Annotated in this window: 25 protein-coding genes; 13 read left to right on the forward strand and 12 right to left on the reverse strand. The window is 69.6% G+C overall.

The genetic code is table 11. The annotated features are described in order from the left end of the window. Nucleotides 1-1,040: methylmalonyl-CoA mutase family protein (locus AB0J64_RS06130; protein WP_364021419.1), on the forward strand; the 1,040-nt coding region annotated here is incomplete at its 5' end. Nucleotides 1,041-1,126: 86 nt separating this feature from the next. Beyond that, entirely contained in the window at nucleotides 1,127-1,627 is a 501-nt protein-coding gene (gene tpx / locus AB0J64_RS06135; RefSeq protein WP_364021422.1) for a thiol peroxidase, read from the forward strand. Here the strand turns inward: tpx and AB0J64_RS06140 are convergent. Both AB0J64_RS06140 and AB0J64_RS06145 read right to left on the reverse strand, forming a co-directional pair. Next, entirely contained in the window at nucleotides 1,620-2,519 is a 900-nt protein-coding gene (locus AB0J64_RS06140) for a TIGR03619 family F420-dependent LLM class oxidoreductase (RefSeq protein ID WP_364021425.1), read from the reverse strand. The two genes, tpx and AB0J64_RS06140, sit on opposite strands and share 8 nt — an antisense overlap. A 4-nt stretch (nucleotides 2,520-2,523) precedes the next feature. After that, nucleotides 2,524-3,327, reverse strand: a complete 804-nt coding sequence (locus AB0J64_RS06145) for an SAM-dependent methyltransferase (protein ID WP_364021428.1) — start codon at nucleotides 3,325-3,327, stop codon at nucleotides 2,524-2,526. A gap of 80 nt (nucleotides 3,328-3,407) precedes the next feature. Between AB0J64_RS06145 and AB0J64_RS06150 the strand changes: the two genes are divergently transcribed. Next, on the forward strand, nucleotides 3,408-4,154 hold the full coding sequence (locus AB0J64_RS06150) for a helical backbone metal receptor (protein WP_364021431.1): 747 nt from the start codon (nucleotides 3,408-3,410) through the stop codon (nucleotides 4,152-4,154). A 4-nt stretch (nucleotides 4,155-4,158) separates the two neighbouring features. Here AB0J64_RS06150 and AB0J64_RS06155 read toward each other — a convergent pair whose 3' ends face one another. From AB0J64_RS06155 to AB0J64_RS06170, 4 genes are read right to left on the reverse strand one after another with little or no spacing between them, the layout of a single operon-like run. Next, complete coding sequence (locus AB0J64_RS06155) at nucleotides 4,159-5,316, reverse strand: ROK family transcriptional regulator (RefSeq protein WP_364021434.1); 1,158 nt, start codon at nucleotides 5,314-5,316, stop codon at nucleotides 4,159-4,161. Between the two features lie 3 nt (nucleotides 5,317-5,319). After that, nucleotides 5,320-6,165, reverse strand: a complete 846-nt coding sequence (locus AB0J64_RS06160; protein ID WP_364021436.1) for a carbohydrate ABC transporter permease — start codon at nucleotides 6,163-6,165, stop codon at nucleotides 5,320-5,322. Beyond that, entirely contained in the window at nucleotides 6,152-7,060 is a 909-nt protein-coding gene (locus AB0J64_RS06165; RefSeq protein ID WP_364021439.1) for a sugar ABC transporter permease, read from the reverse strand. The genes AB0J64_RS06160 and AB0J64_RS06165 overlap by 14 nt, the downstream gene beginning before the upstream one ends. Next, nucleotides 7,057-8,427: an extracellular solute-binding protein gene (locus AB0J64_RS06170; protein WP_364021442.1), complete on the reverse strand. Its 1,371-nt coding sequence runs from the start codon at nucleotides 8,425-8,427 to the stop codon at nucleotides 7,057-7,059. Before AB0J64_RS06170 ends, AB0J64_RS06165 begins: the two co-directional genes overlap by 4 nt. Nucleotides 8,428-8,804: 377 nt before the next feature. Here AB0J64_RS06170 and AB0J64_RS06175 point away from each other — a divergent pair, with 377 nt between their 5' ends. After that, nucleotides 8,805-9,833, forward strand: a complete 1,029-nt coding sequence (locus tag AB0J64_RS06175; protein ID WP_344987150.1) for a zinc-binding alcohol dehydrogenase — start codon at nucleotides 8,805-8,807, stop codon at nucleotides 9,831-9,833. A gap of 2 nt (nucleotides 9,834-9,835) precedes the next feature. After that, a complete protein-coding gene (locus AB0J64_RS06180) occupies nucleotides 9,836-10,621 on the forward strand; it encodes a sugar phosphate isomerase/epimerase family protein (protein ID WP_364021445.1) in 786 nt (261 codons plus the stop codon). A 1,184-nt stretch (nucleotides 10,622-11,805) separates the two neighbouring features. Here AB0J64_RS06180 and AB0J64_RS06185 read toward each other — a convergent pair. Together AB0J64_RS06185 and AB0J64_RS06190 are read right to left on the reverse strand one after the other, a co-directional pair. After that, nucleotides 11,806-12,909 carry a zinc-binding dehydrogenase gene (locus tag AB0J64_RS06185; protein ID WP_364021448.1) on the reverse strand — a complete coding sequence of 368 codons (1,104 nt, stop codon included), beginning with the start codon at nucleotides 12,907-12,909 and terminating at the stop codon, nucleotides 11,806-11,808. After that, nucleotides 12,902-13,933 carry a Gfo/Idh/MocA family oxidoreductase gene (locus AB0J64_RS06190; protein ID WP_364021451.1) on the reverse strand — a complete coding sequence of 344 codons (1,032 nt, stop codon included), beginning with the start codon at nucleotides 13,931-13,933 and terminating at the stop codon, nucleotides 12,902-12,904. The genes AB0J64_RS06185 and AB0J64_RS06190 overlap by 8 nt, the downstream gene beginning before the upstream one ends. 18 nt (nucleotides 13,934-13,951) lie before the next feature. Between AB0J64_RS06190 and AB0J64_RS06195 the strand changes: the two genes are divergently transcribed. Beyond that, nucleotides 13,952-14,923, forward strand: a complete 972-nt coding sequence (locus AB0J64_RS06195; protein ID WP_364021454.1) for a glucosyl-3-phosphoglycerate synthase — start codon at nucleotides 13,952-13,954, stop codon at nucleotides 14,921-14,923. Continuing rightward, on the forward strand, nucleotides 14,920-16,035 hold the full coding sequence (locus tag AB0J64_RS06200; protein WP_364021457.1) for a glycosyltransferase: 1,116 nt from the start codon (nucleotides 14,920-14,922) through the stop codon (nucleotides 16,033-16,035). The genes AB0J64_RS06195 and AB0J64_RS06200 overlap by 4 nt, the downstream gene beginning before the upstream one ends. 21 nt (nucleotides 16,036-16,056) lie before the next feature. Here the strand turns inward: AB0J64_RS06200 and AB0J64_RS06205 are convergent, their stop codons facing one another. Next, nucleotides 16,057-16,851 carry a universal stress protein gene (locus AB0J64_RS06205; RefSeq protein WP_364021460.1) on the reverse strand — a complete coding sequence of 265 codons (795 nt, stop codon included), beginning with the start codon at nucleotides 16,849-16,851 and terminating at the stop codon, nucleotides 16,057-16,059. Nucleotides 16,852-16,974: 123 nt separating this feature from the next. Between AB0J64_RS06205 and AB0J64_RS06210 the strand changes: the two genes are divergently transcribed. Both AB0J64_RS06210 and AB0J64_RS06215 read left to right on the forward strand, forming a co-directional pair. Further along, nucleotides 16,975-17,235 (forward strand): hypothetical protein, encoded by a 261-nt coding sequence (locus AB0J64_RS06210; protein ID WP_364021463.1) that lies wholly within the window; start codon nucleotides 16,975-16,977, stop codon nucleotides 17,233-17,235. Between the two features lie 92 nt (nucleotides 17,236-17,327). Beyond that, nucleotides 17,328-17,888, forward strand: coding sequence for a phosphatase PAP2 family protein (locus AB0J64_RS06215; protein WP_364021465.1), 561 nt, complete (start codon nucleotides 17,328-17,330; stop codon nucleotides 17,886-17,888). On the opposite strand, the gene pip is transcribed toward AB0J64_RS06215, so the two are convergent. After that, a complete protein-coding gene (gene pip, locus AB0J64_RS06220) occupies nucleotides 17,830-18,801 on the reverse strand; it encodes a prolyl aminopeptidase (RefSeq protein WP_364021468.1) in 972 nt (323 codons plus the stop codon). The two genes, AB0J64_RS06215 and pip, sit on opposite strands and share 59 nt — an antisense overlap. Nucleotides 18,802-18,844: 43 nt before the next feature. Here pip and AB0J64_RS06225 point away from each other — a divergent pair, with 43 nt between their 5' ends. Further along, entirely contained in the window at nucleotides 18,845-19,756 is a 912-nt protein-coding gene (locus AB0J64_RS06225; protein WP_364021471.1) for a threonine/serine dehydratase, read from the forward strand. Here the strand turns inward: AB0J64_RS06225 and AB0J64_RS06230 are convergent. Next, the gene (locus tag AB0J64_RS06230) at nucleotides 19,753-20,325 is read right to left on the reverse strand and encodes a hypothetical protein (protein ID WP_364021474.1); all 573 of its coding nucleotides are present in this window, start codon (nucleotides 20,323-20,325) and stop codon (nucleotides 19,753-19,755) included. The two genes, AB0J64_RS06225 and AB0J64_RS06230, sit on opposite strands and share 4 nt — an antisense overlap. Before the next feature lie 86 nt (nucleotides 20,326-20,411). Continuing rightward, nucleotides 20,412-20,831: a large conductance mechanosensitive channel protein MscL gene (gene mscL, locus AB0J64_RS06235; RefSeq protein ID WP_364021477.1), complete on the reverse strand. Its 420-nt coding sequence runs from the start codon at nucleotides 20,829-20,831 to the stop codon at nucleotides 20,412-20,414. Between the two features lie 158 nt (nucleotides 20,832-20,989). Here mscL and glgX point away from each other — a divergent pair, with 158 nt between their 5' ends. From glgX to treZ, 3 genes are read left to right on the forward strand one after another with little or no spacing between them, the layout of a single operon-like run. Continuing rightward, nucleotides 20,990-23,083: a glycogen debranching protein GlgX gene (gene glgX / locus AB0J64_RS06240; RefSeq protein ID WP_364021480.1), complete on the forward strand. Its 2,094-nt coding sequence runs from the start codon at nucleotides 20,990-20,992 to the stop codon at nucleotides 23,081-23,083. After that, nucleotides 23,076-25,205: a malto-oligosyltrehalose synthase gene (gene treY / locus AB0J64_RS06245; RefSeq protein WP_364021483.1), complete on the forward strand. Its 2,130-nt coding sequence runs from the start codon at nucleotides 23,076-23,078 to the stop codon at nucleotides 25,203-25,205. Before glgX ends, treY begins: the two co-directional genes overlap by 8 nt. Next, nucleotides 25,195-26,907, forward strand: a complete 1,713-nt coding sequence (gene treZ / locus AB0J64_RS06250; protein WP_364021486.1) for a malto-oligosyltrehalose trehalohydrolase — start codon at nucleotides 25,195-25,197, stop codon at nucleotides 26,905-26,907. Before treY ends, treZ begins: the two co-directional genes overlap by 11 nt. The last annotated feature ends 73 nt before the right edge of the window (nucleotides 26,908-26,980 follow it).

Consider the following 26,980-nt stretch of genomic DNA (forward strand, 5'->3'; position numbering starts at 1 on the left):
GTGTGCGGCGTGACGCTCACGATGGTGCTGCCGCTGTACTCGCCCGACGGCCGCCTGCCCTCTCCTCGCTGGCGGTGGGCTCGATCTCCGGCTACCACATCGCCGAGGCCGGGGCCAACCCGATCAGCCAGCTCGCCTTCACTCTCGCCAACGGCTTCACGTACGTGGAGGCGTACCTGGCCAGGGGCATGAAGATCGACGACTTCGCCCCCAACCTGTCGTTCTTCTTCTCCAACGGCATGGACCCCGAGTACAGCGTGCTCGGACGCGTGGCCCGCCGCATCTGGGCGGTGGCCATGAGGGAGCGGTACGGCGCCGCCGAGCGCTCGCAGAAGCTGAAGTACCACATCCAGACCTCGGGCCGCTCCCTGCACGCCCAGGAGATGAACTTCAACGACATCCGCACCACCCTCCAAGCCCTGATCGCCATCTACGACAACTGCAACAGCCTGCACACCAACGCCTTCGACGAGGCGGTGACCACCCCGTCGGCCGACTCGGTGCGCAGGGCCATGGCGATCCAGCTCATCATCAACCGCGAATGGGGCCTGGCGAAGAACGAGAACCCGCTGCAGGGCTCGTTCATCGTCGAGGAGCTGACGGACCTGGTGGAGGAGGCGGTGCTCGCCGAGTTCGAGCGGCTGTCCGACCGGGGCGGCGTGCTGGGCGCGATGGAGACCGGCTACCAGCGCGGCAAGATCCAGGACGAGTCCATGCTGTACGAGATGCGCAAGCACGACGGCTCGCTGCCGATCATCGGCGTGAACACGTTCCGCAACGGGGACGAGCAGCCGCCGGAGCACAAGCTGGAGCTGGCCAGGGGCACGGAGGAGGAGAAGCGCTCCCAGCTGGACCGGCTGCGCGCCTTCCACGAGCGCAACCGCTCCGAGGGCCCCGCCCAGCTCGCCCGGCTGCGCGAGGTGGCGATGTCGGACGGGAACGCGTTCGAGGTGCTGATGGAGGCGGCCCGGCACTGCTCGCTCGGTCAGATCACGGATGCGCTGTTCGAGGCGGGCGGCCAGTACCGCCGCAACGTCTGACCCCTCGACCCGGCGGCGCGGCGCGGCGTGAGCGGGTGGCGCGGATAGGATCACGGGGCGGGAACATCGCTAACCAGGAGGCTTTCATGTCCGACGTCACTTTCAAGGGCAACCCCATCGCCGTAGGCGGCACCTTCCCGAAGCCCGGCGACAGCGCGCCCGCGTTCAAGCTGGTGGGCGGCGACCTCGCCGAGCAGTCGCTGGCTGACTTCGGCCAGAAGACCAAGGTGCTCAACATCTTCCCGAGCGTCGACACCGGCGTCTGCGCCGCCTCAGTGCGCCGCTTCAACCAGGTGGCCGCCGAGCACCCCGACGTGGCCGTGCTCTGCGTCTCCGCCGACCTGCCCTTCGCGCAGAAGCGGTTCTGCGGCGCCGAGGGGCTCGACAACGTGACCATGCTCTCGCTCATGCGGGGCCGCGAGTTCCTGGCCGACTACGGCGTGGCGCAGGAGTCGGGGCCGCTGGCCGGGCTGGCCGCGCGGGCCGTGGTCGTGCTCGACGGCGACAACAACGTGGTCTACTCCGAGCTGGTGCCGGAGATCACGCAGGAGCCCGACTACGAGGCCGCGCTGTCCGCGCTCAAGTGACCTGCGGGCCCAGGCGGGCCTTGAAGTCACCGGCGAGATCCAGCAGGTGCTGATCGCTCATGGCGGTGTGCTGGAGGTCCAGGATGATCTCGTGGACCCCGGCCTCCGCCGCGGTGGTGAGGTAGGCGCTGATCTGGGCGACCGTGCCGCTCAGCGGCGGAGCGCCCTGATCGGTGATGACGGGGTTGGCGCGCAGCGCCATGCGCAAGGTGGCCGGATCGCGCCCGGCCTCCTCGGCGCTCCGGCACACCGTCCGCCACATCGAGGCCAGCATGGGGATCGGGAGGGTCGCCGTCAGCCAGCCGTCGGCCCGGCGGCCGACGCGGCGCAGCGCGGGCTCGGCGAACCCGGCCAGATAGAGCGGCGGCCGGTGGGCGGGCTTCGGCTCGATGTGGCTGGGGGCGATCGTCCACAGCTCGTGCTCGTACGACACGGGGTCGGTGCCCCAGATCGCCTCCAGCGCGTCGAGGGTGGCGTCGTAGCGTGCCGCCCGTCCCCGCCACGGCACCCCCGCGGCGGCGTACTCGTCGGACGACCAGCCGAGGCCGAGCCCGGCGACGAGCCGCCCGCCGCTGAGGTGGTCGATCGTGGTGAGCGAGCGGGCCAGGACCACGGGGGGATACCAGCAGGCGTTCAGCGCGCTCGTGCCCAGCCGTACGGACGAGGTCGCCGAGGCGGCCACCGACAGCATCGCGAACGGATCGAGGAACACCCGGTGCTCCTCCGGGAGGTCGCCCCCCGGATAGCGGTCCTTCGGCCGCAGCGGCGTCAGCAGCCGGTCGCCCGCCCACAGACCGGCGAACCCCATCGACTCGGCCTCCCGCGCCACCCGCAGCACGCTGGACAGCGCGGCGAACCTGCCGAACTGGGGAACGGCCAGCCCGATGTCCAAGAGCTCAGACCTTTCTGCCGACGCCGCAGAGGATCAGCGACGACTCCGGGCCGTCGGCGAAGTCGATCGTGTCGGCCTGGTCAGGCCGCCATTCGGGCAGCCAGACGAGGCCCGGGTCGACCAGCCCGAACCCCTCGAACAGCTCCGCGATCCGCTCACGGCTCCTGAGCGTGAGCGGGGCGTCGGTGCCCTCGTAGACCTCGGTGACCGTGTCCACCGCCTCGGCGCGGGCGTCGCTGGTGGCGTGGGACATGACGAGGTGGCTGCCGGGGGCCACGGCGTCGCGCAGGCTCGCGACGATCTCCTGGGGCCGGTCGGAGTCGCCGAGGTAATGCACGATCGCCGTCAGCAGCACGCCGACGGGGCGGTCGAAGTCGATCGCCTCCATCACGTCCGGATTTTTCAGGATCTCGTAAGGTTTGCGCAGGTCACCGTATGCCGCCGTCGTGCCGGCCCGACCGGCCAGCAGCGCCCTGGCGTGCACCAGCACCACGGGATCACGATCGACGTAGACCACCCTGGCGCCGGGGGCGACCTTTCCGGCCACCTCGTGCACGTTGTCCTGGGCCGGCAGTCCCGTGCCGATGTCGAGGAACTGCGTGATGCCGGACCCGGCGAGGAAGCGCACCGCCCGCTTCAGGAACGCCCGATTGGCGCGGACCGCCGCCCGTAACTCCGGAGCCACCGCGAGGATCTTCGCCGCCGCCGCCCGATCGGCGGGGAAGTGGTCCTTGCCGCCGAGGAAGTAGTCGTAGAGACGGGCAACGTTGGGCGTGTGCGGATCGAAGGCTGGCGACTCTCTCTCCAACCGGACTTCCCCCGATCAAGATGTAACGATCTTCGAGCTGGATTCTACGGATCCGGGCCGACATTAGGTTGAATCTAGATGTGGACGACACCGGCGTGCCCGTGAAGATTCCCGACACCGTGCGGCGGATCGTGTCCCTGGTGCCCTCGCTGACCGAGTCGGTGGCCGCGACCGTCCCCGAGGCACTGGTCGGGGCGACCGACTGGTGCTCACACCCGGCTGACCTGGACGTGGCCAGGGTCAGGGGCACCAAGAACCCCGACCTCGACGCGATCAGGCGGCTCAGGCCCGACGTGGTCCTGGCCAACGCCGAGGAGAACCGCGCGCCCGACATCGAGGCCCTGCGCGAGTCGGGCATCGCGGTCTGGGTGACGAGGATCGAGACCCTCCAGGAGGCGTTCGACTCGCTGGACCGCATGTTGAGGCAGGCGTGCCGTACCGGCCGCCCGGCGTGGCTGGACGCGGCGGAGGAGGCGTGGCGGGCGCCCGCCGAAGGGCCGAGGAGGACGGCGGTCGTCCCGATCTGGCGGCGGCCGTGGATGGTGGTGGGGCGAGACACGTTCACCGGCGACGTGCTCAGGCAGCTCGGCGTGGACAACCTCTACGCGGGCCACGAGGAGCGCTATCCCCGGATCCCGCTGCCCGAGCTGGTCGGGCGGCGGCCCGACCTGGTGGTCCTGCCCGACGAGCCCTATGCGTTCTCGGAGACGGACGGCCCCGAGTGCTTCCCCGGGCTCACCTGCGCGCTGGTCAGCGGGCGGCTGCTCACCTGGTACGGCCCCTCGCTCGTGGGAGCGCCCGAGGCACTGCGGCGCGCGCTCGGCTGACCGGTCAGCTCGCCTCGTCCGTACGGGCGGCCAGGGCCGCGTCCACGGAGGCGGGGGAGAGCACGTGCTCCATGACGATCACCGCCATCCCCACGATCCCCGCCTGGTGCCCGAGCGAGGTGGGGACGATCTCCAGGTTCCTGGTCGTGTACGGCAGGCTGCGGCGGTAGACGATCTCCCTGATGCCCGTCAGGTAGTGCTCCCTGGTCTCCGCCATGTCCCCGGCCAGGACCAGCACGCCAGGGTTGAGCAGGCTGACCGCGGTGGCCAGCACGGTGCCCAGCGTGCGGCCCGCCTCCTGGGTGCGCGCGATGGCCTCGGGGTCGCCCGCCTGCACGAGGCGCACCACGTCGCGGCTGGACTCCTGGCCCAGGTCGACGGCGAGTGCGTGGCCGCTGGCCAGCGAGGCCACGCAGCCGCGGGAGCCGCACGTGCACACCCGGTCGTCGGCCTCACGCAACCGCACATGCCCGATGTTCCCGGCGGCGTCCTCGACTCCCCGGTAGATCTGCCCGTCGAGAACGATGCCGGTGCCGATGCCGGTCGACACCTTGATGAGGATCAGCGAGTCCGTGTCCCGCCACGACGACCACCACTCGCCCAGCGCCATGGCGTTCGCGTCGTTCTCGACCAGGATGGGCACGTCGTACGTCTCCCCGATGGCCCCGCCCACCGGATAGTCGTCCCATCCCGGCATGAGGAACGACCTGATCATCCGCCCGGTGGTGTGGTCCACCGAGCCGGGCACGTCGAGCCCGATGCCGCACACCTCGCCCGCCGGGCGCCCGGTCCTGTCGAGCAGCCGCTCGAACGCCTGCCGCACCCACGACAGGACGGCCTCGGGCCCGAGCTCGATGCGCATCTCGGTGCTCTCCTCGGCCAGGGGCCTGGCGGCCAGATCGGTGAGCGCGACCCTGGCGTGGGTGGCCCCCAGGTCGGCCACCAGCAGCAGGCGCCTGGCGGCGTCCACGGCGAGCACCGAGGGCGGTCGCCCGCCCCCGGAGGCGCCGACGCCGGACTCGTGGATGTATCCGGCGTCGATGAGCCGGTCGACCCGGTCGGTGATCGTCGATCGGGACAGTCCGGTGTACTCGATGAGTTCCTTGCGGGTACGGCAGGCGCCATTGCGGATGAGCTGGAGGATCTGCCCTGCCGTCAGCATGGTCTATCCCTTCTCTGCTCCTGCGGTGAGGCCCTCCGTCAGCAGGCGTTCACTGGCGAAGAACACGATCACGATGGGCAGCGTCAGCACCACCGATCCTGCCATCAGGACCGTCGTGGGGATCTCGATGCTGCCCGCCAGCTGAGAGAGCCCCAGCGAGACCGTCCATCTCTCGCGCCTGTCCACGAGAAAGAGCAGGGCGAACAGGAACTCGTTCCACGCGATCATGAAGGCGTAGAGGCCGGTGGCCATCAACGCGGGCTTGGACAGCGGCAGCACCACGCGCCAGATGGTCGACAGCCTCGTGCACCCGTCGATCGCGGCCGCTTCCTCCACGCTCTGCGGCACGGTCTCGAAGTAGTTGCGGAGCATGTATACCGTGACCGGGACGGTTTGCGCGATATACACGGCGATCAGCCCGAAAAGGGATCCCCGTAGCCCCAGCATCGTGAACAGCACGAACAGCGGGATGGCCAGCACGATCGCCGGAAACAGGTACACCGCCAGGAAGAGGAAGTGCACCTGCCGCCGCCCGAAGAAGCGCAGCCGCGCGACCGCGTACGCGCCCGGGATCGAGATCAGCAGCGTGCACGCCACGGAGGAGACCGCCACGATCGCGCTGTTCCCGAGGAAGCTCAGGAAGCCCTGCTTGGTCAGCACGTCCACGTACGTGCCCAGGGTGAAGCTGCGCGGCCAGAGCGAGCCGGGGTCCAGGATGAGCTCCTGGATGTCGCGTACGGACAGCATCACCATGTAGAAGAACGGGAACGCGGTCATCAGGAAGAGCACCACGATGACCAGCGGTTTGAGTACCCGGAAGAGCCCGCGCTCGAACCTATCGCGACTCATTCTCACCCCCGCCGAAGAACCGCAGGTAGATGGCCAGGAACACGACCAGGAAGACCGCCAGCACGATCGCCTGCGCGGCCGAGGCGCCGATGTCGTCGCGTGCGGTCAGGAAGTTGTAGACCCGCACGCTGACCACCTCGGTACCGGCCCCGCCGCCGGTCAGCAGGTAGACGTCGTCGAACTTGGTGAACGTGAACACGAACCGCAGCACCGACAGCAGCGCGATGATCCGCCAGAGCTGCGGCATGATCACGTACCGGAACCGCTGGGTGGGCGTGGCCCCGTCCACCACCGCCGCCTCGTCCAGCTCGGCGGGCAGCGCCTGCAGCCTGGCCAGGATGAACAGGAACGCGAACGGGAAATACCGCCACGCCTCGAACGCGATCACCGTGAACAGCGCCACCGGCACCTGCACGCCGAGGAACTCGCCCTTCGCCTGGGTGAGGAACGCGATGGGCTCGTGGAGCCAGGTGTTGACGATGCCGTACTGGGGGTTGAGCATCGTCTCCCACAGGAACGCCACGGCCACGACCGGCGCCACGTACGGGATCAGGATCGAGGCCCTGACCAGGGTCCGGCCCTTGAACCTGTCCCGGAGGGCCAGGGCCGCCACCAGCCCGATCGCGATCGACAGCGCAGTTCCCGCGACGGTGTAGATGAGCGTGTTGACCAGGGACGACCAGAAGCCGGGCTCGGAGACGACGTACGAGAAGCTCTCCAGCGTGTAGTGGCCGAAGATGCCCGCCCGCCGGATGTTGATCAGCCGCACGTCCTGGAACGCCAGCATGATCGCCCACAGCAACGGCAGCACCACCACGACCAGCGTGATGATCAGCGTGGGGGAGATCAGCGCAAGCCCGGCCCGCCCCTCCTGCTGCCGCAACGTGCGGGTCATTGGCGGATCCCGCGCTTGATGGTCTCCACGTCCGTCTTGGCCTGCGTGGCGGCGGCCTGCGGGGTCAGCGAGCCGTCCACCACCGCGCTCAGCGCCTTGGGTACGGGCAGTTCGCCCATGATGGCGCCGACCAGCTTGCCCTGGCCCTGCGGGATGCCCCAGCGGGCGAACGTGTCAGGGCTCTTGCGCAGGGCGTCGAGCACGTCGGCCGGGTAGATGTCGGCCAGCGGCTTCTTGGAGTCGACCCCGGCGGGCAGCTTGTTCCACTTGTCCTCGAAGCCCTTGCGGGTCGGGAACTTGCCCTCCGGCGCCATGCCGATCCAGCGCTCGTAACCCTCGTTCATCATGAAGGCCACGAACTTGGCGGCGGAGTCCTTGGCGGCGTCACGGGTGATCGCCCACGAGACGATCTCGCCGTACTGCGCGGGCGCGCTCCCGTCGGGCCCCTTCAGCGCCGTGACCACTCCGGTGTTCTTGGCCAGCCACTCGGGATCGGCGCGGCACTCCTGGCAGCTCGGCAGCGCGTCCTTACGCAGGCCGGCCAGCTCGTCGAGGATGAACGACGACCAGATCGTCATGGCCGCCTTGCCCGAGAAGTAGGTGGCCCTGGTGGAGTCGACGTCCTGCTTGCCCTTCACGGAGTAGTTCTTCGCGAGCTTCGCGTAGAAGTCGAACGCCCTCACGCACTGTGGCGAGTCAAGGGCGACATTTCCGGAATTGTCGACCAGCTGGCAGCCGTTCGCCAGCGCGACGTGCTCGAAACTCTGCGCGGTGAACGAGTCCTTGGGCGCGATCGCCAGCGTGATGCCCGCCACCCCACCCGTGTTGAGCTTGGCGGCCGCCGCCTCGAGCCGTTCGTACGTGTCGGGCGGCTGCAGCCCCGCCTTCTCGAACAGGTCCTTGCGGTAGAGGATGAGCTGCGCCCACCCGTCACTGGGCACCGCGAGCAGCTTGCCCCCCGAGCTGTCGAGCTCCAGGGCCCGCGGCGAGAACGAGTCCCGGCCGAGCTGATCGGCGACCTTGCCCGGCGTCTCGGTGTCGAGAAGGTCATTGGCCTCCAGCTCGCGCACGGCCGCCAGCGGCAGCGCGCCGATCACGTCCGGCAGGTCCCCGGCCGCGGCGGCGGCCGTCATGGTCTGGCTGAACTGGTCCTCGGCCACGCCGACCAGCTTGACCTTGATCCCGGTCTTCTTGGTGAACTCGGCGACGATCTGGTTCTGTACGCCCATCCGGTCGTTGAGGTTCTCCTCGGTCCAGACGGTGATCTGGTTGCTCGCGGACGGCTCGCCACCGTCGTCGCCGCATGCCGCCAGCGAAGCGGCTGTCAGCAGTGCGACGGAGAGGACGGCGGTGACCTTCTTCGGCATGGCACGCTCCTCCGGTAGGGGATATGCCGCCCTTACCCTCGCCGTGATCCCGGCAACGTGCGGTAGTCGATACGAGACCGGTCTGTACCCACTCCGTGCCTAGGAGTACAGAACGGGATCTTCTACCGCAAAAGATCTACGTTCGTGTGATTTCGGTCATCCCAAGGTCGCGTCATGCCCTAGAAATCCCAGGTGTGGGGCTAAGTCCGCTTTGCCGATAAGGTCGCTTTCCGGAAGACACGCTGGCGAAAACCCCAATTTCATCGGCGCTAACCGGCGGAAGTCGTAGACTTAAGAGTGCTACCAGCGCAACTATCGTATGCAAACAAGCACTAAATCTTTGTCTTTTGTTTGATCATTAAGCGTAAGTGTGGGGCATGCGCGTCATCACCTTTGAAGAGCCAGGCCGTGTCCGCGTCAGCCTGGAGTCGCCCGCCGACCTGGTGCCGGGTTCCGTACGAGTCCGTACGATCTATTCCGGCGTGTCCGCGGGCACTGAGCTCACCGCCTATCGCGGCACAAATCCATATCTCAACCGCCACTGGGACACCGAGCGCCGGCTCTTCGTCGACGGCCAGACGCACGCCTACCCGCTGACCGGCTGGGGCTACCAGGAGGTCGGCGAGGTGGTGGAGGCCGCGCCCGACGTCGCGGATCCCCCCGTCGGCAGCATCGTGTGGGGCATCTGGGGCCACCGCGCCGAGGCCGTCGTCCCGGCGGAGAAGCTCGTCGGCCATGTCATGCCGCCCGGCGCCGACCCGCTGACCGGGGTGTTCGCCCGCGTGGGAGCCATCGCGCTCAACGCCGTGCACGCCGCCGACGTGCACCTCGGCGACCAGATCGCGATCTTCGGCCAGGGCGTCATCGGGCTGCTCGCCACTCGGCTGGCCGTGCTGAGCGGCGCCAGGGTGCTCGCGGCCGACGCGATCCCCGACCGGCTGGAGCTGGCCAGGAAGTTCGGCGCGGCCGAGGTGATCGACGTGCGCGCCGGCTCCGTGGCCGAGTACACGCGCAAGCGCATCGAGGGCGCGGACACGGTCATCGAGCTGAGCGGCACCCACCAGGGCCTGCACGAGGCCATCAGGACCGTGCGCAAGGGCGGCCGGGTCGTCGCCGCCGGGTTCTACCAGGGCGACGGCATCGGGCTGCGGCTGGGCGAGGAGTTCCACCACAACCAGGTGCAGCTCGTCTCCTCCCAGATCGGCGGCGTGGCCTCGTGGCTGGCGCACCGGTGGGACGTCGAGCGCCTGCAGCGCACGTTCATGGCTCTCGTGCACGAGGGCCAGGTCGAGGCCGGCGAGCTGATCAGCCACGTCGTCCCCGTCGAGAGGGCCGCCGAGGCCTTCGACCTGATCGACAAGCACCAGTCCGAGGTGCTCCAGCTCGTCTTCACCTTCGAGGAGTGACAGTGAAGCTCGCCGTACAGGAGCAGCTTCTGCCCGGCCGCACGCTGCAGGAGAAGTTCGCGTTCGCGCTCGATGCCGGCTTCGACGCCATCGAGCTGCGCGGCAAGGGCGATTTCCACTTCGCCGGCCGCCTGACCGAGCTCAAACGGGCCAAGGCCGACGGGGTGGTCATGCCGACGGTCTGCGTGGACATGCCGCACTTCATCGGCGACTTCGACGCGGCCAAGCGCAAGGACGCCATCCAGCAGCTCAGGTCGCAGCTCACGGTCATCGGCGAGCTGGGCGGCATCGGCGTCATGACGCCCGCCTCCTGGGGCCAGTTCTCGCGCCGGCTCCCCCCGTTCGAGCCGCCACGCAGCCCCGAGGAGGACCGCGAGGTGCTGACCGAGGCGCTGGGCGTCCTCGGCGAGCACGCGCAGCGCAACGGCGTGCTGATCATGCTCGAGCCGCTCAACCGGTACGAGAACCACATGGTCAACTCGCTGGCCGAGGCTGTCTCGTACTGCTCCATGGACTCGATCAGGGTCGTCGGCGACACGTACCACATGAACATCGAGGAGGACGACCCCTGCCGCTCGCTGGCCGAGGCCGCCCCTTACCTCGCGCACATGCAGATCAGCGAGTCGAACAGGAACCAGCCGGGCACCGGTCACCTCGACTGGGGCGCCCAGCTGGCCACGCTGGACGCCGTCGGCTACGACGGCTACCTCGCCCTCGAATGCCGCCTGCGGGGCGAGCCCGAGATCGTCCTTCCCCAGACCGCAGCCTTCGTCAGGAAATATCTATGATCCTTCGCGACGCCGTGCGTGTCCTGGTGGCGAACTGGGACGGCAGCTACACGGTCCCCTCGCGCCGGCTGTACCCGCACCAGTGGAGCTGGGACTCCGCCTTCATCGCGATCGGAAACGCCCGGTGGTCGCCGCGGCGGGCCAGGGTGGAGCTGCTCTCCCTGTTCGGCGCGCAGTGGCGCGACGGCAGGGTGCCGCACATCGTGTTCAACCCCGAGGTGCCGGAGGGCGCCTACTTCCCGGGGCCGGAGTTCTGGGAGTCACGCGCTCCCTCCGGGACCGCGACCTCCGGCATCATCCAGCCGCCGGTCCACGCGCTGGCCGCGTGGAAGACGCACCTGGCCGAGCCGGACACCGCGTTCCTGCGCCGGATCTACCCGCGGCTCGTGGCGCAGCAGGAGTTCCTGCGCGCGGCCAGGCGCTCGCCCGAGGGGCTGATCTCGATCGTGCACCCCTGGGAGTCGGGCATGGACAACAGCCCGGCCTGGGACCTGCCGCTGCAGGCGGTCCGGCCCGCCACCGCGGGTTTCGTCCGCAGGGACCTCGCCACGGTCAGCGCCGACGAGCGGCCCACCGACCGCGACTACGAGCGGTACGTCTCGCTCGCCCGTGCCTACCGCGACACCGGCTATCGCAGGGCGGGGGAGTTCCAGGTCGAGTGCCCGCTGTTCAACAGCGCGTACGGGGTGGCGGAGGCGACGCTGGCCAAGATCGCGGACGTGCTCGGCCTCGACCCCGAGCCGCACGAGCGCGAGGCGGCCGCGATGACCGCCGCCATGGTCGAGCACCTCTTCGACGGCGGCCTCTTCCAGGCCCGCGACGTGCGCACCGGCGAGCTGCTCCGCTCCGAGAGCACCGCCGGGCTGACCCCGCTCATGCTCCCCGGCCTGCCGGGCGAGGTCGCCGACGCGCTGATCGCGACCGCGCTCGACCGGTTCGCGCTCAAGGACGGGGCGTTGCCCAGCTACTCGCCGTCGGGGGCCGAGTTCGACCCGGCCCGCTACTGGCGCGGCCCGAGCTGGATCAACCTCACCTGGCTCGTCTGGCAGGGGTTCATCGAGCGCCGCCCGGACCTGGCCGGCCTGGTCGCCGACGGGATGATCAACGCCGTCTCGCAGGCCGGTTTCCGGGAGTACTTCGACCCGTTCACGCTGCGCGGCCACGGCTGCCGCGACTTCAGCTGGTCAGCCGCCCTCATCCTCGACGTGGTCGCAGAGCACGGCCTGAACGGTCTGCCGGCGTCTGGCCGCGAGATCGGCGAGGAACTGGGGGGCCTCGGCGAAGCCGACGAGGTCAGTGATCACGTGCTCGCGTAGCCGGGGGCCGTACCTCCTGAGCAGGTTGATCGTCTCGTGCGAGAGCCGCTCCCTGTCCCAGGCGTGCGACAGGCCGCGCGGCACCCGGCCGATCTGGGCGCAGCGCACCGTCAGCCCGTTGTGGTGGAACTCCTCGCCCAGGCGCACCTCGTCCGCGCCCTGCGTGTAGAAGGCGAGGTCCACCAGCGTGCCCTGGGGGCGGAGCAGCCTCAGCCCGAGCGCCAGCGCCCTGGGCTGGCCGCGGCACTGGAACACCACATCGGCGCCCCGGTCGTCGCGCCCGTGCCGCCAGCGGCGCTTCAGGTCCACCGCCGGATCATTGTCGGCGGCCAGGACGTTCGCACCGAGCGCTTCGGCGATCGCGAGCCTGTCCGGGGTCTCGTCCACGACCACGACCTCGGCCGCGTCACACGACATGGCGAAGCAGGCCGTCAGCAGCCCCACCACGCCGGCGCCCACGACCGCGACCCTCCGCCCGCGCACGCCGTCGCCGAGCTGCTGCACGGCCGGGCCGTGCAGGTCGTGGGCGGCGTGCAGCAGGCCGTTGGCGCAGATCGGGCCCATGTGGGCGACGTAGACGCCGAGCAGCGGGTCGAGGTCGTCCGGCAGCGCCACGAACCTGTCGGCCATCGGGTCCGCCACGTACGCCGTGCGGTGCCCGTAGCACATCGCGACCAGCGCGCCCTCGCCCACTGCCCGCGTGCGCGTCTCCACCACCAGGCCGACCTGCATGTAGCCGATGCCGCGCACGGGATAGCTGATCGACGGCGCGCCGTCCCTGAACAGCCCGAGCGCCGGATCCCAGCTCGAGGCGAGGTAGGGGTTGGTGCCCTTGACGTAGGTGAGCTCGGTGCCGGCCGAGACGCCACTGTGCGTGGTCGCCACCATGAACCCGCCCTCGGGGATCTCGGGCAGCTTCTCCTCCACCAGGCTGACCTCGCCCGGGGCTTCGATACTGAGGACGTCACTCATCGAGGGTCACCGGCCTCCCTTCAGCCGCGGACCGTGCGAGTGCCAGGGCCAGGCGGTGGGTCCGCAGGGCCTCACCGTACGGCACGCGTACGTCGGCGTCCTTACCCTGCACGGCGTTGATGAACTCACGGTCCACCCGCGTCTTCGCCAGACCATCGTCCTCGATGACCCGCTGGCCGTCCACGAGCAGTCGGGTCTCGCTGAGCTCCAGCGCCAGACCCTCGGCGCAGACCTCCAGCCCCACCCGGTGCTTCTGGGTGAGCAGGCAGGAGGTGGCCAGCAGCCCGGCCGCCCCGTCGGTGAAGCGCAGCACCGCCGCCGTCGCCCGGTCCACCTCGCCGTCGATCTTGTTGTCGGCGGGTACGGCGTGCACCATCGTCACCTCGCCCACCAGGACCCGGGCCAGATCCAGTACGTGGACCGCCTGCTCCACGATCTGGCCGCCGGACATGCTCGGATTCAGCCACCAGGCGACCGGGGGCACCTTGTCCAGCCAGTGGCCCAGGGCGAGCCGTACCGGGCGCTCGGCGAGGAGATCGCGGGCCTGCTGGACGATGTCGAGATAACGCCAGTGATGGCCGACCGCGGAGGGCAAAGATCTCCGCTCGATTTCGGACGCGATGATTTCTGCGGTTTTGAGGTCGAGAGAAAGCGGTTTTTCCACAAAAATCGGGAGATTGCACGACAGAACATCGTGTTCCGGGTTACCGTGCGCAAAAGGAGGCACACATACGTAGACGGCGTCAAGACCGCCGGCACTGAGCAGGTCGGCATGGCCGCCATAGGCGGTTGCGTGATGCCTTGAGGCCAGAGCCTCGGCCCTGTGGGGATCCGTGTCGGCGATCCCAGCGATCGTGACATCTGGGAAGCCGGACAGTACATCGGCGTGGCGAGCGGCGACATTTCCGGCACCTATGATGCCGACGCGAGTGATTGGGGACACATTCCGGCATATGCCACGTCTACTCGCGGCCAAACAAAGAGGTTCGAAGGCGTATAGATCGGGCAGAAGTCGTGACCTCATGAGATCGGGGCTGACTGCATGGAAACAGATCTGCGAGCCTTGGCCAGGGTCCAGGAGTGGTACGGTCCGCACTCGAGCACAGCAGCCGAGTGGCCGGCGGACGCGTTAATCCTGGCCAAGGGATCCACGACGATCAGCGTCGTACTCCCGGCACGTGACGAGGAGCTCACCGTGGGCGACATCGTCCGCGAGATCCGCCGTGAGCTCGTCGAGCGCCTGCCACTCGTCGACGAGATCCTGGTCGTCGACTCGAACTCCACCGATGCCACCGCCGAGCGGGCGCGCGAGGCGGGCGCTCGCGTGGTGGCACAGAACCAGGTGCTCTCGCACCTGCCACCCCTGACGGGCAAGGGCGAGGCGCTGTGGAAGGGGCTGGCCGCCTCCAGTGGCGACATCGTCGTGTTCGTGGACGCGGACCTGCGCGACTTCTCCGCGCACTTCGTGTCCGGCCTGGTGGGGCCGCTGCTGACGGACCCCGGCATCCACTTCGTCAAGGGGATGTACGAGCGGCCGTTCACGGGCGAGGACGGGGTCGTGCGCCGCGGTGCGGGCGGGCGCGTGACCGAGCTGGTGGCCCGGCCGCTGCTCACCATGTTCTGGCCGGAGCTGGCCGGATTCGCCCAGCCGCTCGGCGGCGAGTACGCCGCCCGGCGCGAAGTGCTGGAACAGGTGCCGTTCGTCACCGAGTACGGCGTGGAGTTCGGACTCCTCGTCGACTTCCTCCAGCTTGTCGGACTTGACGCGATGGCCCAGGTGGACCTGGGCACGCGTACGCACACGCACCAATCGGTGGCCGCGCTCGGCCGGATGGCCGGGCAGATCATGCTCACCGCCTGGTCCCGCCTGGAACGGCAGGGCCGGGTGCTGCCGGCCGACCCTCCCGGGCACACGATGATCCAGTTCGGGCTGGAAGGGGTCGACCTGGTGGACGTGGCCGTGGCGGAGCGACCTCCGCTCGCCTCCCTCGTACTTGAGGAGGATGTGGCATGAAAGTCCTGGTGAACGCGGGGCCGTGGCTCGCGGTCCCGCCCCCCGGCTATGGGGGGATCGAGAACGTGGTGGCCACGCTGGTGCCCGCGCTGCGCGAACGCGGCGTGCGGGTGGTCCTGGCCTCCGTCGGGTCCAGCACGCTCGAGGTGGACGAGCTGATCAGCGTCTTCGACGACGGCCGGTTCACGGAGCTGCAGAAGCCGTACAACCAGGTCATGGGGATCGCGCACGCGCACCAGGCCCGGGTGGTGGCCGAGCTGCGCGCCCGTGACGACATCGATCTCGTGCACGACCACGTGGAGGTCGTCGGGCCCGCGGTGCTGTCCGCGCTCGGCGGGCCGCCCGTCCTGCACACCCTGCACTGGGACCTGCACAAGCATCCGGCCTTCTACGGCGCGTTCCCGCCGGGGATCGCGGTGAACGGCGTCTCGGAGTCGCAGCTCGCCCGCGCCCCTGACGCCCTGCGTGCGGCCTCGCTCGGCGCCGTCCACCTGGCGAGCCCGCTCGCCGACCGCGACCTGCGGGTCGATCGCGGCGAGCACCTGGTGGTCATGGGCCGGATCTGCGCGCTCAAGGGCCAGCACGTGGCGGCCAGGATCTGCCAGAAGCTCGGCCTCCCGCTGATCCTCGCGGGGCCGGTCAGCGGCCGGAACAGCGCCGCCGAGCTGGACGTCGTCGTCCAGAACCCGTACCACCCGCTGCACAGCCATCCGGACGTCCGCTACCACCTCGACCAGGTGTCCCGCTATCTGGACGGGGAGCTGGTCAGGTGGGTCGGCGCGGTGGGCGGCGCGGACAGGGACCAGCTCTACGCCTCGGCCAGGGCCGCGCTCTTCCCCATCCAGTGGGACGAGCCCGGCGGCACGGCGGTCGTCGAGGCGCTCGCGCTCGGAGTGCCTCCGGTGGGCCTGCGCCGCGGCTGCCTGCCCGAGATCATCGACCACGGCCGCACCGGGTTCCTGGCCGACTCCGAGGAGGAGCTGGCGGAGTGGGTGCTGCGGGTGGACGAGCTGGATCCGGAGGAGTGCCGCAGGGAGGCCCGCCGCCGCTTCTCGCCGTCCGTCATGGCCGAGCGCTACCTGGAGCTGTACGAGCGCGCGACGACCCGCTGACCCGCCGCCGCGCGAAGGGGGTCAGGCGAAGCCGCGGGGGAGCACGATGACCGGGCAGGGGGAGGCCCGTAGCGCCTTCATGGCCAGCTCGCCCAGGAACACCCGGTGCGGCTGGGCGTCCTCGCTGGCCGCGCACACCAGCAGCTCGCCCGGCAGCCACTCGACGTCGGCCAGCGCGGCGGCCACGTCGTGCCCCTCGGCCACCTCCGACTCCGCCTCGATCCCCGTGGTCTCCCACGCCAGCCGCACGGCCAGCGCGAGGTCGTCCCTGAGCTTGCCCTGGTTCTCCGTGCGCAGGTCGAGGGTGATCAGCCGGAGCGGGATGCCGAGCCGCAGCGCCGCCTGCGCCACGCGTTCGACCGCCTCGTCGCACTGCGGCCGGTGCACGTAGGCCAGGGTGAGGCGCTCAGGGCCGTTGACGGGGACGTAGTGGGCGGGCGCCAGCAGGACCGCCTCCGAGGACAGGTGGAGCAGGTGGTCGGCGGTGGCGCCGATCGTGATGCGGCCGTGCTGGCCGCCCTCCTCCGAGCCGACCACGATCAGGTCGGCCCTGATCCTGCTGGCCAGCACCGACAGCCCGCGCCCCGTGCCTCTGCTCTCGTACGTGAGGTACTCGGCCGGGGTGGGCCCCAGCTCTTCCGCCGCGTGCGCCAGGCTGGCCTGCGCCTCCACCGCCAGCCCCGGGCTGCCCGGCGGGTAGATCGTGGCGACCGTGAGCTCGCCGCCGGTGACGCGTGTGATCGCCGCGCCGAGGGCCAGCGCATCGCGTCCGCCCTGGTCGGCCGTGTAGCCGACGATCACGTGCTCTCCGATCACGACAGCCCTCTTACCCGCTCTGAGCTGGGAATACGCGGCCTTGATCGGAACGTTGTAAACCATTGGAGGCGTAAAGAAGTGAAGATCACCCTTGATACCCGCTTCAACTTCAATGGGTCTGTTATGGTCACCCTCCGTGAAGCGGTGCAGCAGCTCAGGGAGCGCGACCTCGCCTGCACGGTGTCCGCGGAGGTCGTGGAGCAGAAGGTCACCGTCTTCTCCGACTGCGTCGAGCGCGGTTTCACGCCGCTCCGCAGCGAGATCATGGCCGCCTTCTACATAGCCTCCCGCGACGCCACCGCCGAGGCGTTCGACCGGGGCCTCATCACCAGAGGCGAGCTGGAGACCCAGCAGGCAGCCCTGGTTCGGCAGCTCCTTTTCTAGACTTCCCCCGATATTTCGGTCGAATGGTCGAGGCATCTGACGGCGATAGTTCGTAAGGTCGTGTCCACTGCCCATTAACGGATAGGACACACGTGTACCGCGACATCGTCGACTTCGCCATGACCACGCCCGGGTGGCTGCACACGCTCGCCGAAGTCGGGACTGATGCCGGGTTATTCCTGTTCGTGGCGCTGTTCGCGGTCGCCGCCCTGCGGGCATGGCGGGGTCCGGCCCGCGACCTGGCGCTGGTGATCGCGGGTCCGGCCGGGGTGGTGTTCGCGTACGTCGTGAGCGAGGTCGTCAAGACGATCATCAGGGAGGACCGGCCGTGCCGGGGCGGGATCACGACGATCGCCACCTGCCCGCCCCCCGACGACTGGTCCTTCCCCAGCAACCACTCGGTGATCGCGGCCGGCGCCGCGGCCACGCTCGTGCTCGCCTGGCGCGCCCTGGCCTGGGTGGTGCTGCCGCTGGCGGCGCTCATGGCGTTCACGCGGGTCTTCGTGGGCGTGCACTACCCGCACGACGTGGCCGCGGGCTTCCTCGTCGGGGTGACGCTGGCGCCGCTGTTCGCGCTGCTGGTGGTGGGGGCCGTCACTCCTGCCGTACGGCTCGCGAGAACCCGTCTGTCGCCTCAACGAGCCGGTCAGTGATGCCCGGCTCGGTGAAGGCGTGGCCGGCGTCGTGGACGACCTTGAAGTCGGCCTCCGGCCATGCCTTGTGCAGGTCCCAGGCGGTGGTCATCGGCGTGCAGGCGTCGTAGCGGCCCTGGACGATCACGGCGGGGATGTGCCGGATCTTGTGGACGTCCCTGACGAGCTGGTCGGGCTCGAACCAGCCGTTGTGGTGGAAGTAGTGGTTCTCGATGCGGGCGAAGCAGACGGCGTGGCTGTCCTCGCCGTACTCCTCGACGCGGTCCGGGTCGGGCAGCAGCGAGATCGTGCCTCCCTCCCACTGCGTCCACGCCTTGGCCGCCGCCAGCCTGGCGGCGGCGTCCTGTCCCTCGAGCCGCCTGCGGAAGGCTGCCATGAGATCGCCGCGCTCCTCGGGCGGGATGGGGGCCACGTAGGACTCCCACAGGTCGGGGAACAGGTAGGAGGCGCCCTCCTGGTAGAACCAGCGCAGCTCGTGGGGCCGCAGCATGAAGATCCCCCGCAGCACCAGCTCGGTCGTGCGGTCGGGGTGCGTCTGCGCGTACGCGAGCGCCAGCGCGCTGCCCCACGAGCCGCCGAACACCTGCCACCTGTCGATGCCCAGGTGCTCGCGGAGCTTCTCCATGTCGGCCACGAGGTGCCAGGTGGTGTTGGCGGCGAGGTCGGTGGCCGGGTCGCTGGCGTGCGGCAGGCTCCGGCCGCAGTTTCGCTGGTCGAACAGGACGATCCGGTAGAGCTCGGGATTCCACTGGCGCCGGTGGTTGGCCGTGCACCCGCCGCCGGGCCCGCCGTGCAGCATCACGGCGGGCTTGCCGTCCGGGTTGCCGCAGACCTCCCAGTAGATCTGGTTGCCGTCGCCCACGTCCAGCAGGCCCGACTCGTACGGTTCGATGGGCGGGTACAGCGTTCTCATGGTCCCCGATCCTGCCTCATTTGCCGGTCCGTAGGATGATCGCATGAACCTCGTGACCATTGACGACATCCGCGCCGCGGCCGATCGGATCAAGGGCGTGGCGGTGCGGACGCCGCTCGTGCGGATGGGCGAGGCATGGGTCAAACCGGAGAGCCTGCAGCCCGTCGGGGCGTTCAAGCTGCGGGGAGCCTACAACGCCGTGGCCTCGTTGCGGCCCGACGGCGTCGTCACCCACTCGTCCGGCAACCACGGGCAGGCCCTGGCGTACGCGGCCAGGGAGTTCGGGGTGCCGTGCGTGGTGGTCGTGCCCGAGGGCGCGCCCAAGGTGAAGCTGGCCGCGATCGAGGGTTGGGGCGCCGAGACCGTCATCGTGCCGGTGGAGCAGCGCGAGGTCGTCGCCGAGAAGCTGGCGCGGGAGCGGGGGCTGACGCTGGTGCCGCCCTACGACCACCCGGTGGTGATCGCGGGTCAGGGGACCGTCGGGCTGGAGATCGTCGAGGACTTTCCCGACGTCGAGGTGGTGCTCGTGCCGGTGGGCGGCGGCGGGCTGGCCTCGGGCGTCGGCACGGCCGTCAAGGCGCTGCGCCCCGAGACCAAGGTGATCGGCGTCGAGCCCGAGCTGGCCGCCGACGCGGCGGAGAGCCTGGCCGCCGGGCACCCGGTGGAGTGGGGCCCGGCCAGGACGTTCAGGACGATGGCCGACGGGCTGCGTACGGGGCTGTCCGAGCTGACCTTCGCGCACCTCAGCCGGCGGCTCGACGGGATCGTCACCGTGTCGGAGGACGAGATCAGGGCCGCCATGGGCCACCTGGCGCGGTCGGCGCGGCTCGTGGCCGAGCCCAGCGGGGCGGTCACCACGGCGGCGCTCCTGTCCGGCCGGGTCCCGGCCGGGCGCACGGTGGCCGTGCTGTCCGGGGGGAACGTCGATCCCGACCTGTTCCGGCAGGTGATCTAGGCCCACTCGTGGCGGCCGAGGAACGAGCGGTCGCCCGTGGCGTACTCGTTGAAGGCCGCCTGCACCTCCGCCAGCTCGGGCACCATGGTCCTGATCAGCGTGGTCTCCTTGTACTCCAGCTCGTAGCCGGGGGAGACCTGCAGGAAGTGGCGGCCGAAGTTGACCAGGGCCACGAACGGGTTCTGCGCCGACAGCGTGGCCAGGACGTCGTGGACGAGGCCGAGGTCCGGGTCGTGGACGATCAGGCCGTCGCCCGTGTGGAGCTGCATGCCCTCGTACACGCCGAGCGGCGCCACGTTGTGCACCAGGTCGCGCTGGGGGTCGTAGCAGACGAGCCCGTGCGCCCGCGCGACCGTGAAGACCTGGGCGGACGTCTCGTCCATGGTGTCGAGGTCCATCGACACCAGCACGTGGCCCGGATAGAGCGTGACCTCTCCGGGCAGCTCCTTGGCGACGTCGGGCACCTCCCCGTCCACGGGGGAGGTGCGCTTCACCGCCAGATAGGTGGCGCGGGCCTGGTCCCGGCTGATCGGCACCGGCTCGTCCCACACCATCAACTCAACGCTCATCGGTCCATCTTGTCGGACCGGCACCCCGCCCGCGCACCACTGCGCCCAAGTGCCGGAAACCTGCGTCGTGCCATCTTCGGGCAAACCTACCTGGGCTTCTCCGAATCCGGCACCAGCTCGACCGTGCAGGCGGCGCACCGGCGGGCCTCTGTCGGGATGTCGGTGAGACATTCGGGGCACTGCTTGGTCGTGATCCTCTTGTCATGGTCGAACAGGCTGATCAGCCGGGCCATCGGGGCCACGACCAGCCAGTAGATGACCGCGGAGACGACCAGGAAGCTGAGCAGGTGGTTGAGGAAGTCGCCGTACTTGAACTGGCTGCCGTTGATCGTGAAGGTGTATTCGGAGAAGTTCGGCTGCCTGCCGCCGGTGATGGCCCCGATCAGGGGCGTGATCAGATCGCTGACGAGCGCCTGCACCAGACCGCTGAACGTGGCGCCGACGATCACGGCCACCGCGAGTTCGACGATGTTGCCGCGGAGTAAGAACTTTTTGAAGCCGCCCATGGCACCACCACGTAGCCAGGATCGGGCGCGGCAAACCATGCTCGGGCTGCTCACCCCGTTCAACTGGAGTAACGACGTGGCGTCGGTGGAAGGAACAAAGCGGCTTGTCGGGTTGAGCGGGGGAACGGAACATGGGGAGAGACCGCAAGGGAGCCTCGATGATCGAGATCTGGCCGGGTGACCCCTATCCCCTCGGGGCGACCTACGACGGCGCGGGCACGAACTTCTCGCTCTACACCGAGGTCGCGGACGCGGTGGAGCTGTGCCTGTTCGACGAGGACAACCTCGAGTCGAGGGTGCCGCTGACCGAGGTCGACGGGTTCATCTGGCACGGCTACCTGCCGGGGATCGGGCCGGGACAGCGCTACGGCTACCGGATCCACGGGCCCTATGACCCGGCCCACGGCCTGCGGTGCAACGCGAACAAGCTGCTGCTCGACCCGTACGCCATGGCCATCGAGGGCGACGTGAGCTGGAACGAGGCGGTCTACGGCTACCGGTTCGGCCAGCCCGACACGCGCAACGACATGGACTCGGCTCCGTACGTGCCGCGCTCCGTCGTGATCAACCCGTTCTTCGGCTGGGGGCACGACCGGCCGCCCGCGACGCCGTACCACGACACCGTGATCTACGAGGCCCACGTGCGGGGCCTGACGATCAGCCACCCCAAGATCCCCAAGCACCTGCGCGGCACGTACGCGGCGCTCGGCCACCCCGAGATCCTCGACCACCTCACCAAGCTCGGCGTGACGGCGCTGGAGCTCATGCCGGTGCACCAGTTCGTCACCGACCACATCCTGGAGCAGCGCGGGCTGTCCAACTACTGGGGCTACAACTCGATCGGGTTCTTCGCGCCGCACAACCGCTACTCCAGCCAGGGGCAGCGCGGCAGGCAGGTGCTGGAGTTCAAGGCCATGGTCAGGGCGCTGCACGAGGCCGGCATCGAGGTCATCCTCGACGTCGTCTACAACCACACCGCCGAGGGCAACCACCTCGGGCCGACGCTGGGGCTCAGGGGGATCGACAACCTCAACTACTACCGGCTGGTCGAGAACGACGAGCGCTACTACATGGACACCACGGGCACGGGCAACAGCCTGCTCATGCGCTCGCCGCACGTGCTGCAGATGATCATGGACTCCTTGCGTTACTGGGTCATCGAGATGCACGTCGACGGGTTCCGCTTCGACCTGGCCTCGACGCTGGCCAGGGAGCTGCACGAGGTCGACCGGCTGAGCTCGTTCTTCGACCTGGTGCAGCAGGACCCGGTCCTGTCGCAGGTCAAGCTGATCGCCGAGCCGTGGGACGTCGGGCCGGGCGGCTACCAGGTCGGAAACTTCCCGTCCCGGTGGACGGAGTGGAACGGGCGCTACCGCGACACCATCCGCGACCTGTGGCGCGGGCAGGCGGCCACGTTGCCGGAGTTCGGCTCCAGGTTCACCGGGTCGAGCGACCTCTACCAGGACGACAGCCGCCGCCCCGCCGCCTCGATCAACTTCGTCACCTGCCACGACGGCTTCACCCTGCAGGACCTCGTCTCGTACAACGTCAAGCACAACGAGGCCAACAAGGAGGGCAACCGCGACGGCACCGACGACAACCGGTCCTGGAACTGCGGCGAGGAGGGCCCGGCGGGCGACGCCGTGGAGTCGCTGCGCGAGCAGCAGAAACGCAACTTCCTCACCACGCTCTTCCTGTCGCAGGGCGTGCCGATGCTCTCCCACGGCGACGAGCTGGGCCGCACGCAGAAGGGCAACAACAACGGCTACTGCCAGGACAACGAGCTGACCTGGGTCGACTGGTCGGACGTGCGCGAGAACTGGCTGCTGCTGGAGTTCACCCAGAGCCTGGCCGAGCTGCGCAAGAGACATCCGGTCTTCCGCCGCAGGCGCTTCTTCTACGGCAAGCCGGTACGCGGCCTGAACGACATCGCGTGGCTCACCCCGTCAGGGGAGGAGATGACCGACAGCGACTGGACCGTCGGATACGCCAAGTCCCTGGCCGTCTTCCTCAACGGCGACGCCATCACCGAGCCGGACCGTCGCGGCCGCCCGATCAGGGATGACTCGTTCCTGCTGCTGTTCAACGCCCACCACGACACCATCAAGTTCACGATCCCCAAGGACTACGGCGAGATGTGGCTGACCGAGATCGACACCGCAATGCCGATCAAGCTGGACGCGCGCACCTGCCGCGGCGGCGACGCCATCGAGGTGCCCGGGCGGAGCGTGCAGGTGCTGCGTCGTGTCTAGGCCCTCCTCCACCTACCGGGTGCAGCTGACCCCCGACTTCGGCTTCGCGCAGGTGGCCGAGCTCGCCGGCTACCTGCGCGACCTCGGCGTCAGCCACGTCTACCTGTCGCCGATCCTGCAGTCCACGCCCGAGTCGCGGCACGGCTACGACGTCATCGACCACTCCAGGATCAGGGAGGAGTTCGGCGGGGCGACGGGGTTCAGGGAGATGGCGCAGCAGCTCGCCGCCCATGACCTGGGCGTCGTGGTGGACATCGTGCCCAACCACATGAACACGGTCAACGCGCAGTTCTGGTCGGTACTCAAGGACGGGCCCGCCTCGCCGTACGCGAACTGGTTCGACATCGACTGGTCCGAGGGGAAGGTCGCCCTGCCCGTGCTCTGGGACGACACGGACCCGTACGTGGACGGCGACGTGCTGCGCTACCACGACCACGCCTACCCCTACCCCGGCCACTACCGGCTGGCCGACTGGCGCGAGGGTCCCGGCTACCGGCGCTTCTTCGACGTGTCGTCGTTAATAGGGCTACGGGTCGAGGATCCGTCCGTGCTGTTCGCCACGCATGAGGTGATCTTCTGGCTGCTCGACGAGGGGCTGGTGGACGGGCTGCGCGTCGATCACCCCGACGGGCTGGCCGACCCGCGGGGCTACCTCGAACGGCTGCGCGCCAGGGCGGGCGAGACGTGGACCGTGGTGGAGAAGATCCTCATCGGGCCCGAGCGGCTGCCGGGCGACTGGGCCTGCGACGGCACCACCGGCTACGACGTGCTCAACCGCGTCAACGGCCTGTTCGTGGATCCCGCCGGGAAATCTCCCCTTGTCCAGCTTTTTGCGGACATGACGGGGCAGCCTCCCGAGTACCGGCCCGTGATGGCGCAGGCCAAGCGGGAGGTCATCGACCTGTTCTTCGGCGCGGAGGTCGGCCGCCTCGCCGACGCCGCCTGCAAGGACCCGGCCGCCGTGCGCGAGCTGCTCGCCGCGATGCCGGTCTACCGCGCGTACGTGGTGCCGGGCGAGCCGCCGCCGCCCGAGTCCGTCGAGATCGTCGAGCTGGCCGCCGAGGCGTGCTCGCCCGCCGTGCTGCCGCTCGCCCGCGAGGTCCTGTACGGCTCCGCCGAGGCGATCGTACGCTTCCAGCAGGCGTGCGGCCCGGTCATGGCCAAGGGCGTGGAGGACACGGCGCTCTACCGGTGGTATCCGCTGGCGTGCCTCAACGAGGTGGGTGGGGAGCCGGATGCGTTCGGAGTGGCGGTGGAGGAGTTCCACGACTTCTGTGCGGAGCTGCGGCCGTACACGATGACCACGCTGTCCACGCATGACACGAAACGGTCGGAGGACGTGCGCGCCCGGCTGTCGGTGCTGTCGGAGATGCCCGAGGAGTGGGCCGCCGCGGTGTCGTCGTGGTCGTCCTCGGTGCGCTTCGATCCCGCGCTGGACTACCTGGCGTGGCAGAACCTCATGGCGGCCTGGCCGATCTCGGTCGAGCGGTTCACGGACTACCTGCTCAAGGCGGCGCGGGAGGCCAAGACCGCCATTTCCTGGATAAATCCGGATCCGTCCTATGAGCGAGGCTTGCGGGAGTTCGCGGAGGCGGCCGTGCGGCTGCCGGTGGGCGAGTTCACCTCGCGCATCGAGCCCTTCGCGATGTCGAACTCGCTCGGAGCCAAGCTCGTGCAGCTCATGATGCCTGGAGTGCCCGATGTGTACCAGGGCAACGAGACCACCGACTTCTCGCTGGTCGATCCGGACAACCGGCGGCCTGTGACGTACCCCCGTAAACCGGAGAGCTCGTGGGACGCGGCCAAGCTGCTGGTGACGACGCAGGCGCTGCGCCTGCGCCGCCGCCTCGGGGGCGCTGCGCCGTACCGGCCGCTGTGGGCGGAGGGGCCGTCCGCGGAGCACGTGATCGCCTTCGCCAGGGGCGACCGGCCGCGGGCCGTCGCGGTCGCCACCCGGCTGCCGGTGCGGCTCGCCCGGTCGGGATGGGGCTCCACGTCCCTGACGCTCCCCGCCGGGACGTGGCGGGACCTGCTCACCGGCGGCCTGCACACGGGGCGCATCCCGCTCGCGCACCTGCTCAGTCAGTATCCCGTCTCACTTCTGGAGAGACATGATCTTTGAGGTCTGGGCACCGAAGGCCACGTCCGTCGAGCTGTCCCTCGGGGACGACCGTCACGCGCTGTCGCGCGGGGAGGAGGGCTGGTGGTCGGTCGCGGTGGCGGGGGCCTCGCACGGCACACGGTACGCGTACCTGGTGGACGGCGACGGGCCGTACCCGGATCCCAGGTCGCGGCGGCAGCCGGAGGGGATCTTCGGGCCCAGCGCCGTGTACGACCACGCCCGCTTCACCTGGTCCGACCACGAGTGGAAGGGCCGCGACCTGCGGGGAGCCGTGATCTACGAGCTGCACGTGGGGACGTTCACGTCGGAGGGGACGTTCTCGGCGGCCATCGAGAAGCTGCCGCACCTCGTGGAGCTCTGCGTCGACTTCGTGGAGGTCATGCCGGTCGCGCCCGTGCCAGGCGGGCGCAACTGGGGGTATGACGGCGTGGATCTGTACGCGGTGAACGAGACGTACGGGGGGCCTGACGGGCTCAAGTCGTTCGTGGACGCGTGCCATCGGGCCGGGATCGGGGTCATCCTGGACGTCGTCTACAACCACCTGGGGCCCTCGGGGAACTTCCTGCACCCGTTCGGCCCCTACTTCGCCGGGTTCAAGGGCAGTTATTGGGGCGATGCCGTCAATCTGGACGGGCCGGACTCCGACGAGGTGCGGCGGTACTTCGTCGGCAACGCCGTGCAGTGGCTGCGCGACTACCACATCGACGGGCTGCGGCTGGACGCCGTGCACGCGCTGCACGACAGCCGCGCCAGGCACCTGCTGGCGGAGCTGTCGGAGGAGGTGGACGCGCTGGCCTGCTCGGTCGGCCGCCCCCTGTCGCTGATCGCCGAGTCCGACCTGAACGACCCGCGCATGGTGCGCTCGCTGGAGGCCGACGGACTGGGCATGACCGCTCAGTGGGACGACGACGTCCACCATGCCCTGCACTGCGCGGTGAGCGGGGAGTCGCACGGCTACTACGCGGACTTCGCCCCGCTGTCGGCGCTGGCCAAGGTGCTGACCTCGGGCGTGCTGCACGACGGGACCTATTCGACCTTCCGCGGCCGCGCCCATGGCCGCTCCTTCGTGGGCGTGCCCGGGCACCGACTGGTGGCCTGCGTCCAGAACCACGACCAGATCGGCAACCGCCCCAAGGGCGATCGGCTGCCCGTCCCGGCGCTCAAGCTGGGGGCCGGGCTGCTGCTGACCTCGCCGTTCACGCCGATGCTCTTCATGGGGGAGGAGTGGGCGGCGCGCACGCCGTTCCTGTTCTTCTCCGACCACGTGGAGCCCGCGCTCCGCGAGAGCGAGGGCGCGCGGCGATCGCGCGAGTTCGACGGGTTCGGGTACGTGTGGGACGCGCCCGATCCCTCGGACGAGGAGACGTTCCTGCGGTCGAAACTCGACTGGAGCGAGGCCAAGGAGGAGGCGCACTGGTCGGTGCTGTGCTGGTACCGCGACCTGATCGCACTGCGCAAGGCGCTGCCCGAACTGTCGGATCCGCGGCTGGACCGGGTCCGGGTGGAGGTGGATCCGCTGGAGAAGTGGCTGCTGATGTGGCGGGGCTCGCTGGCCGTGGCCGTGAACTTCGCGCTGGAGTCGGTCACGGTGCCGGTGGCGGTGTCGCCGGAGATGGTGCTGCTGGCCTCGGACGAGCCGGTGGCGGCGGACGGGAAGAAGCTGCGCCTCCCTGCGCAGTCCATGGCCATCTGCCGAACCTGACGGGGACGCCTCTGTTGTCCACAGGGGTGGTGCACAGGCCGGCTGCCGTCCACAGAATCCCGCTCTGCTCCAC

This window comes from Nonomuraea sp. NPDC049695 (assembly GCF_040674955.1).
GTDB classification, from domain to species: Bacteria; Actinomycetota; Actinomycetes; order Streptosporangiales; family Streptosporangiaceae; genus Nonomuraea; species Nonomuraea helvata.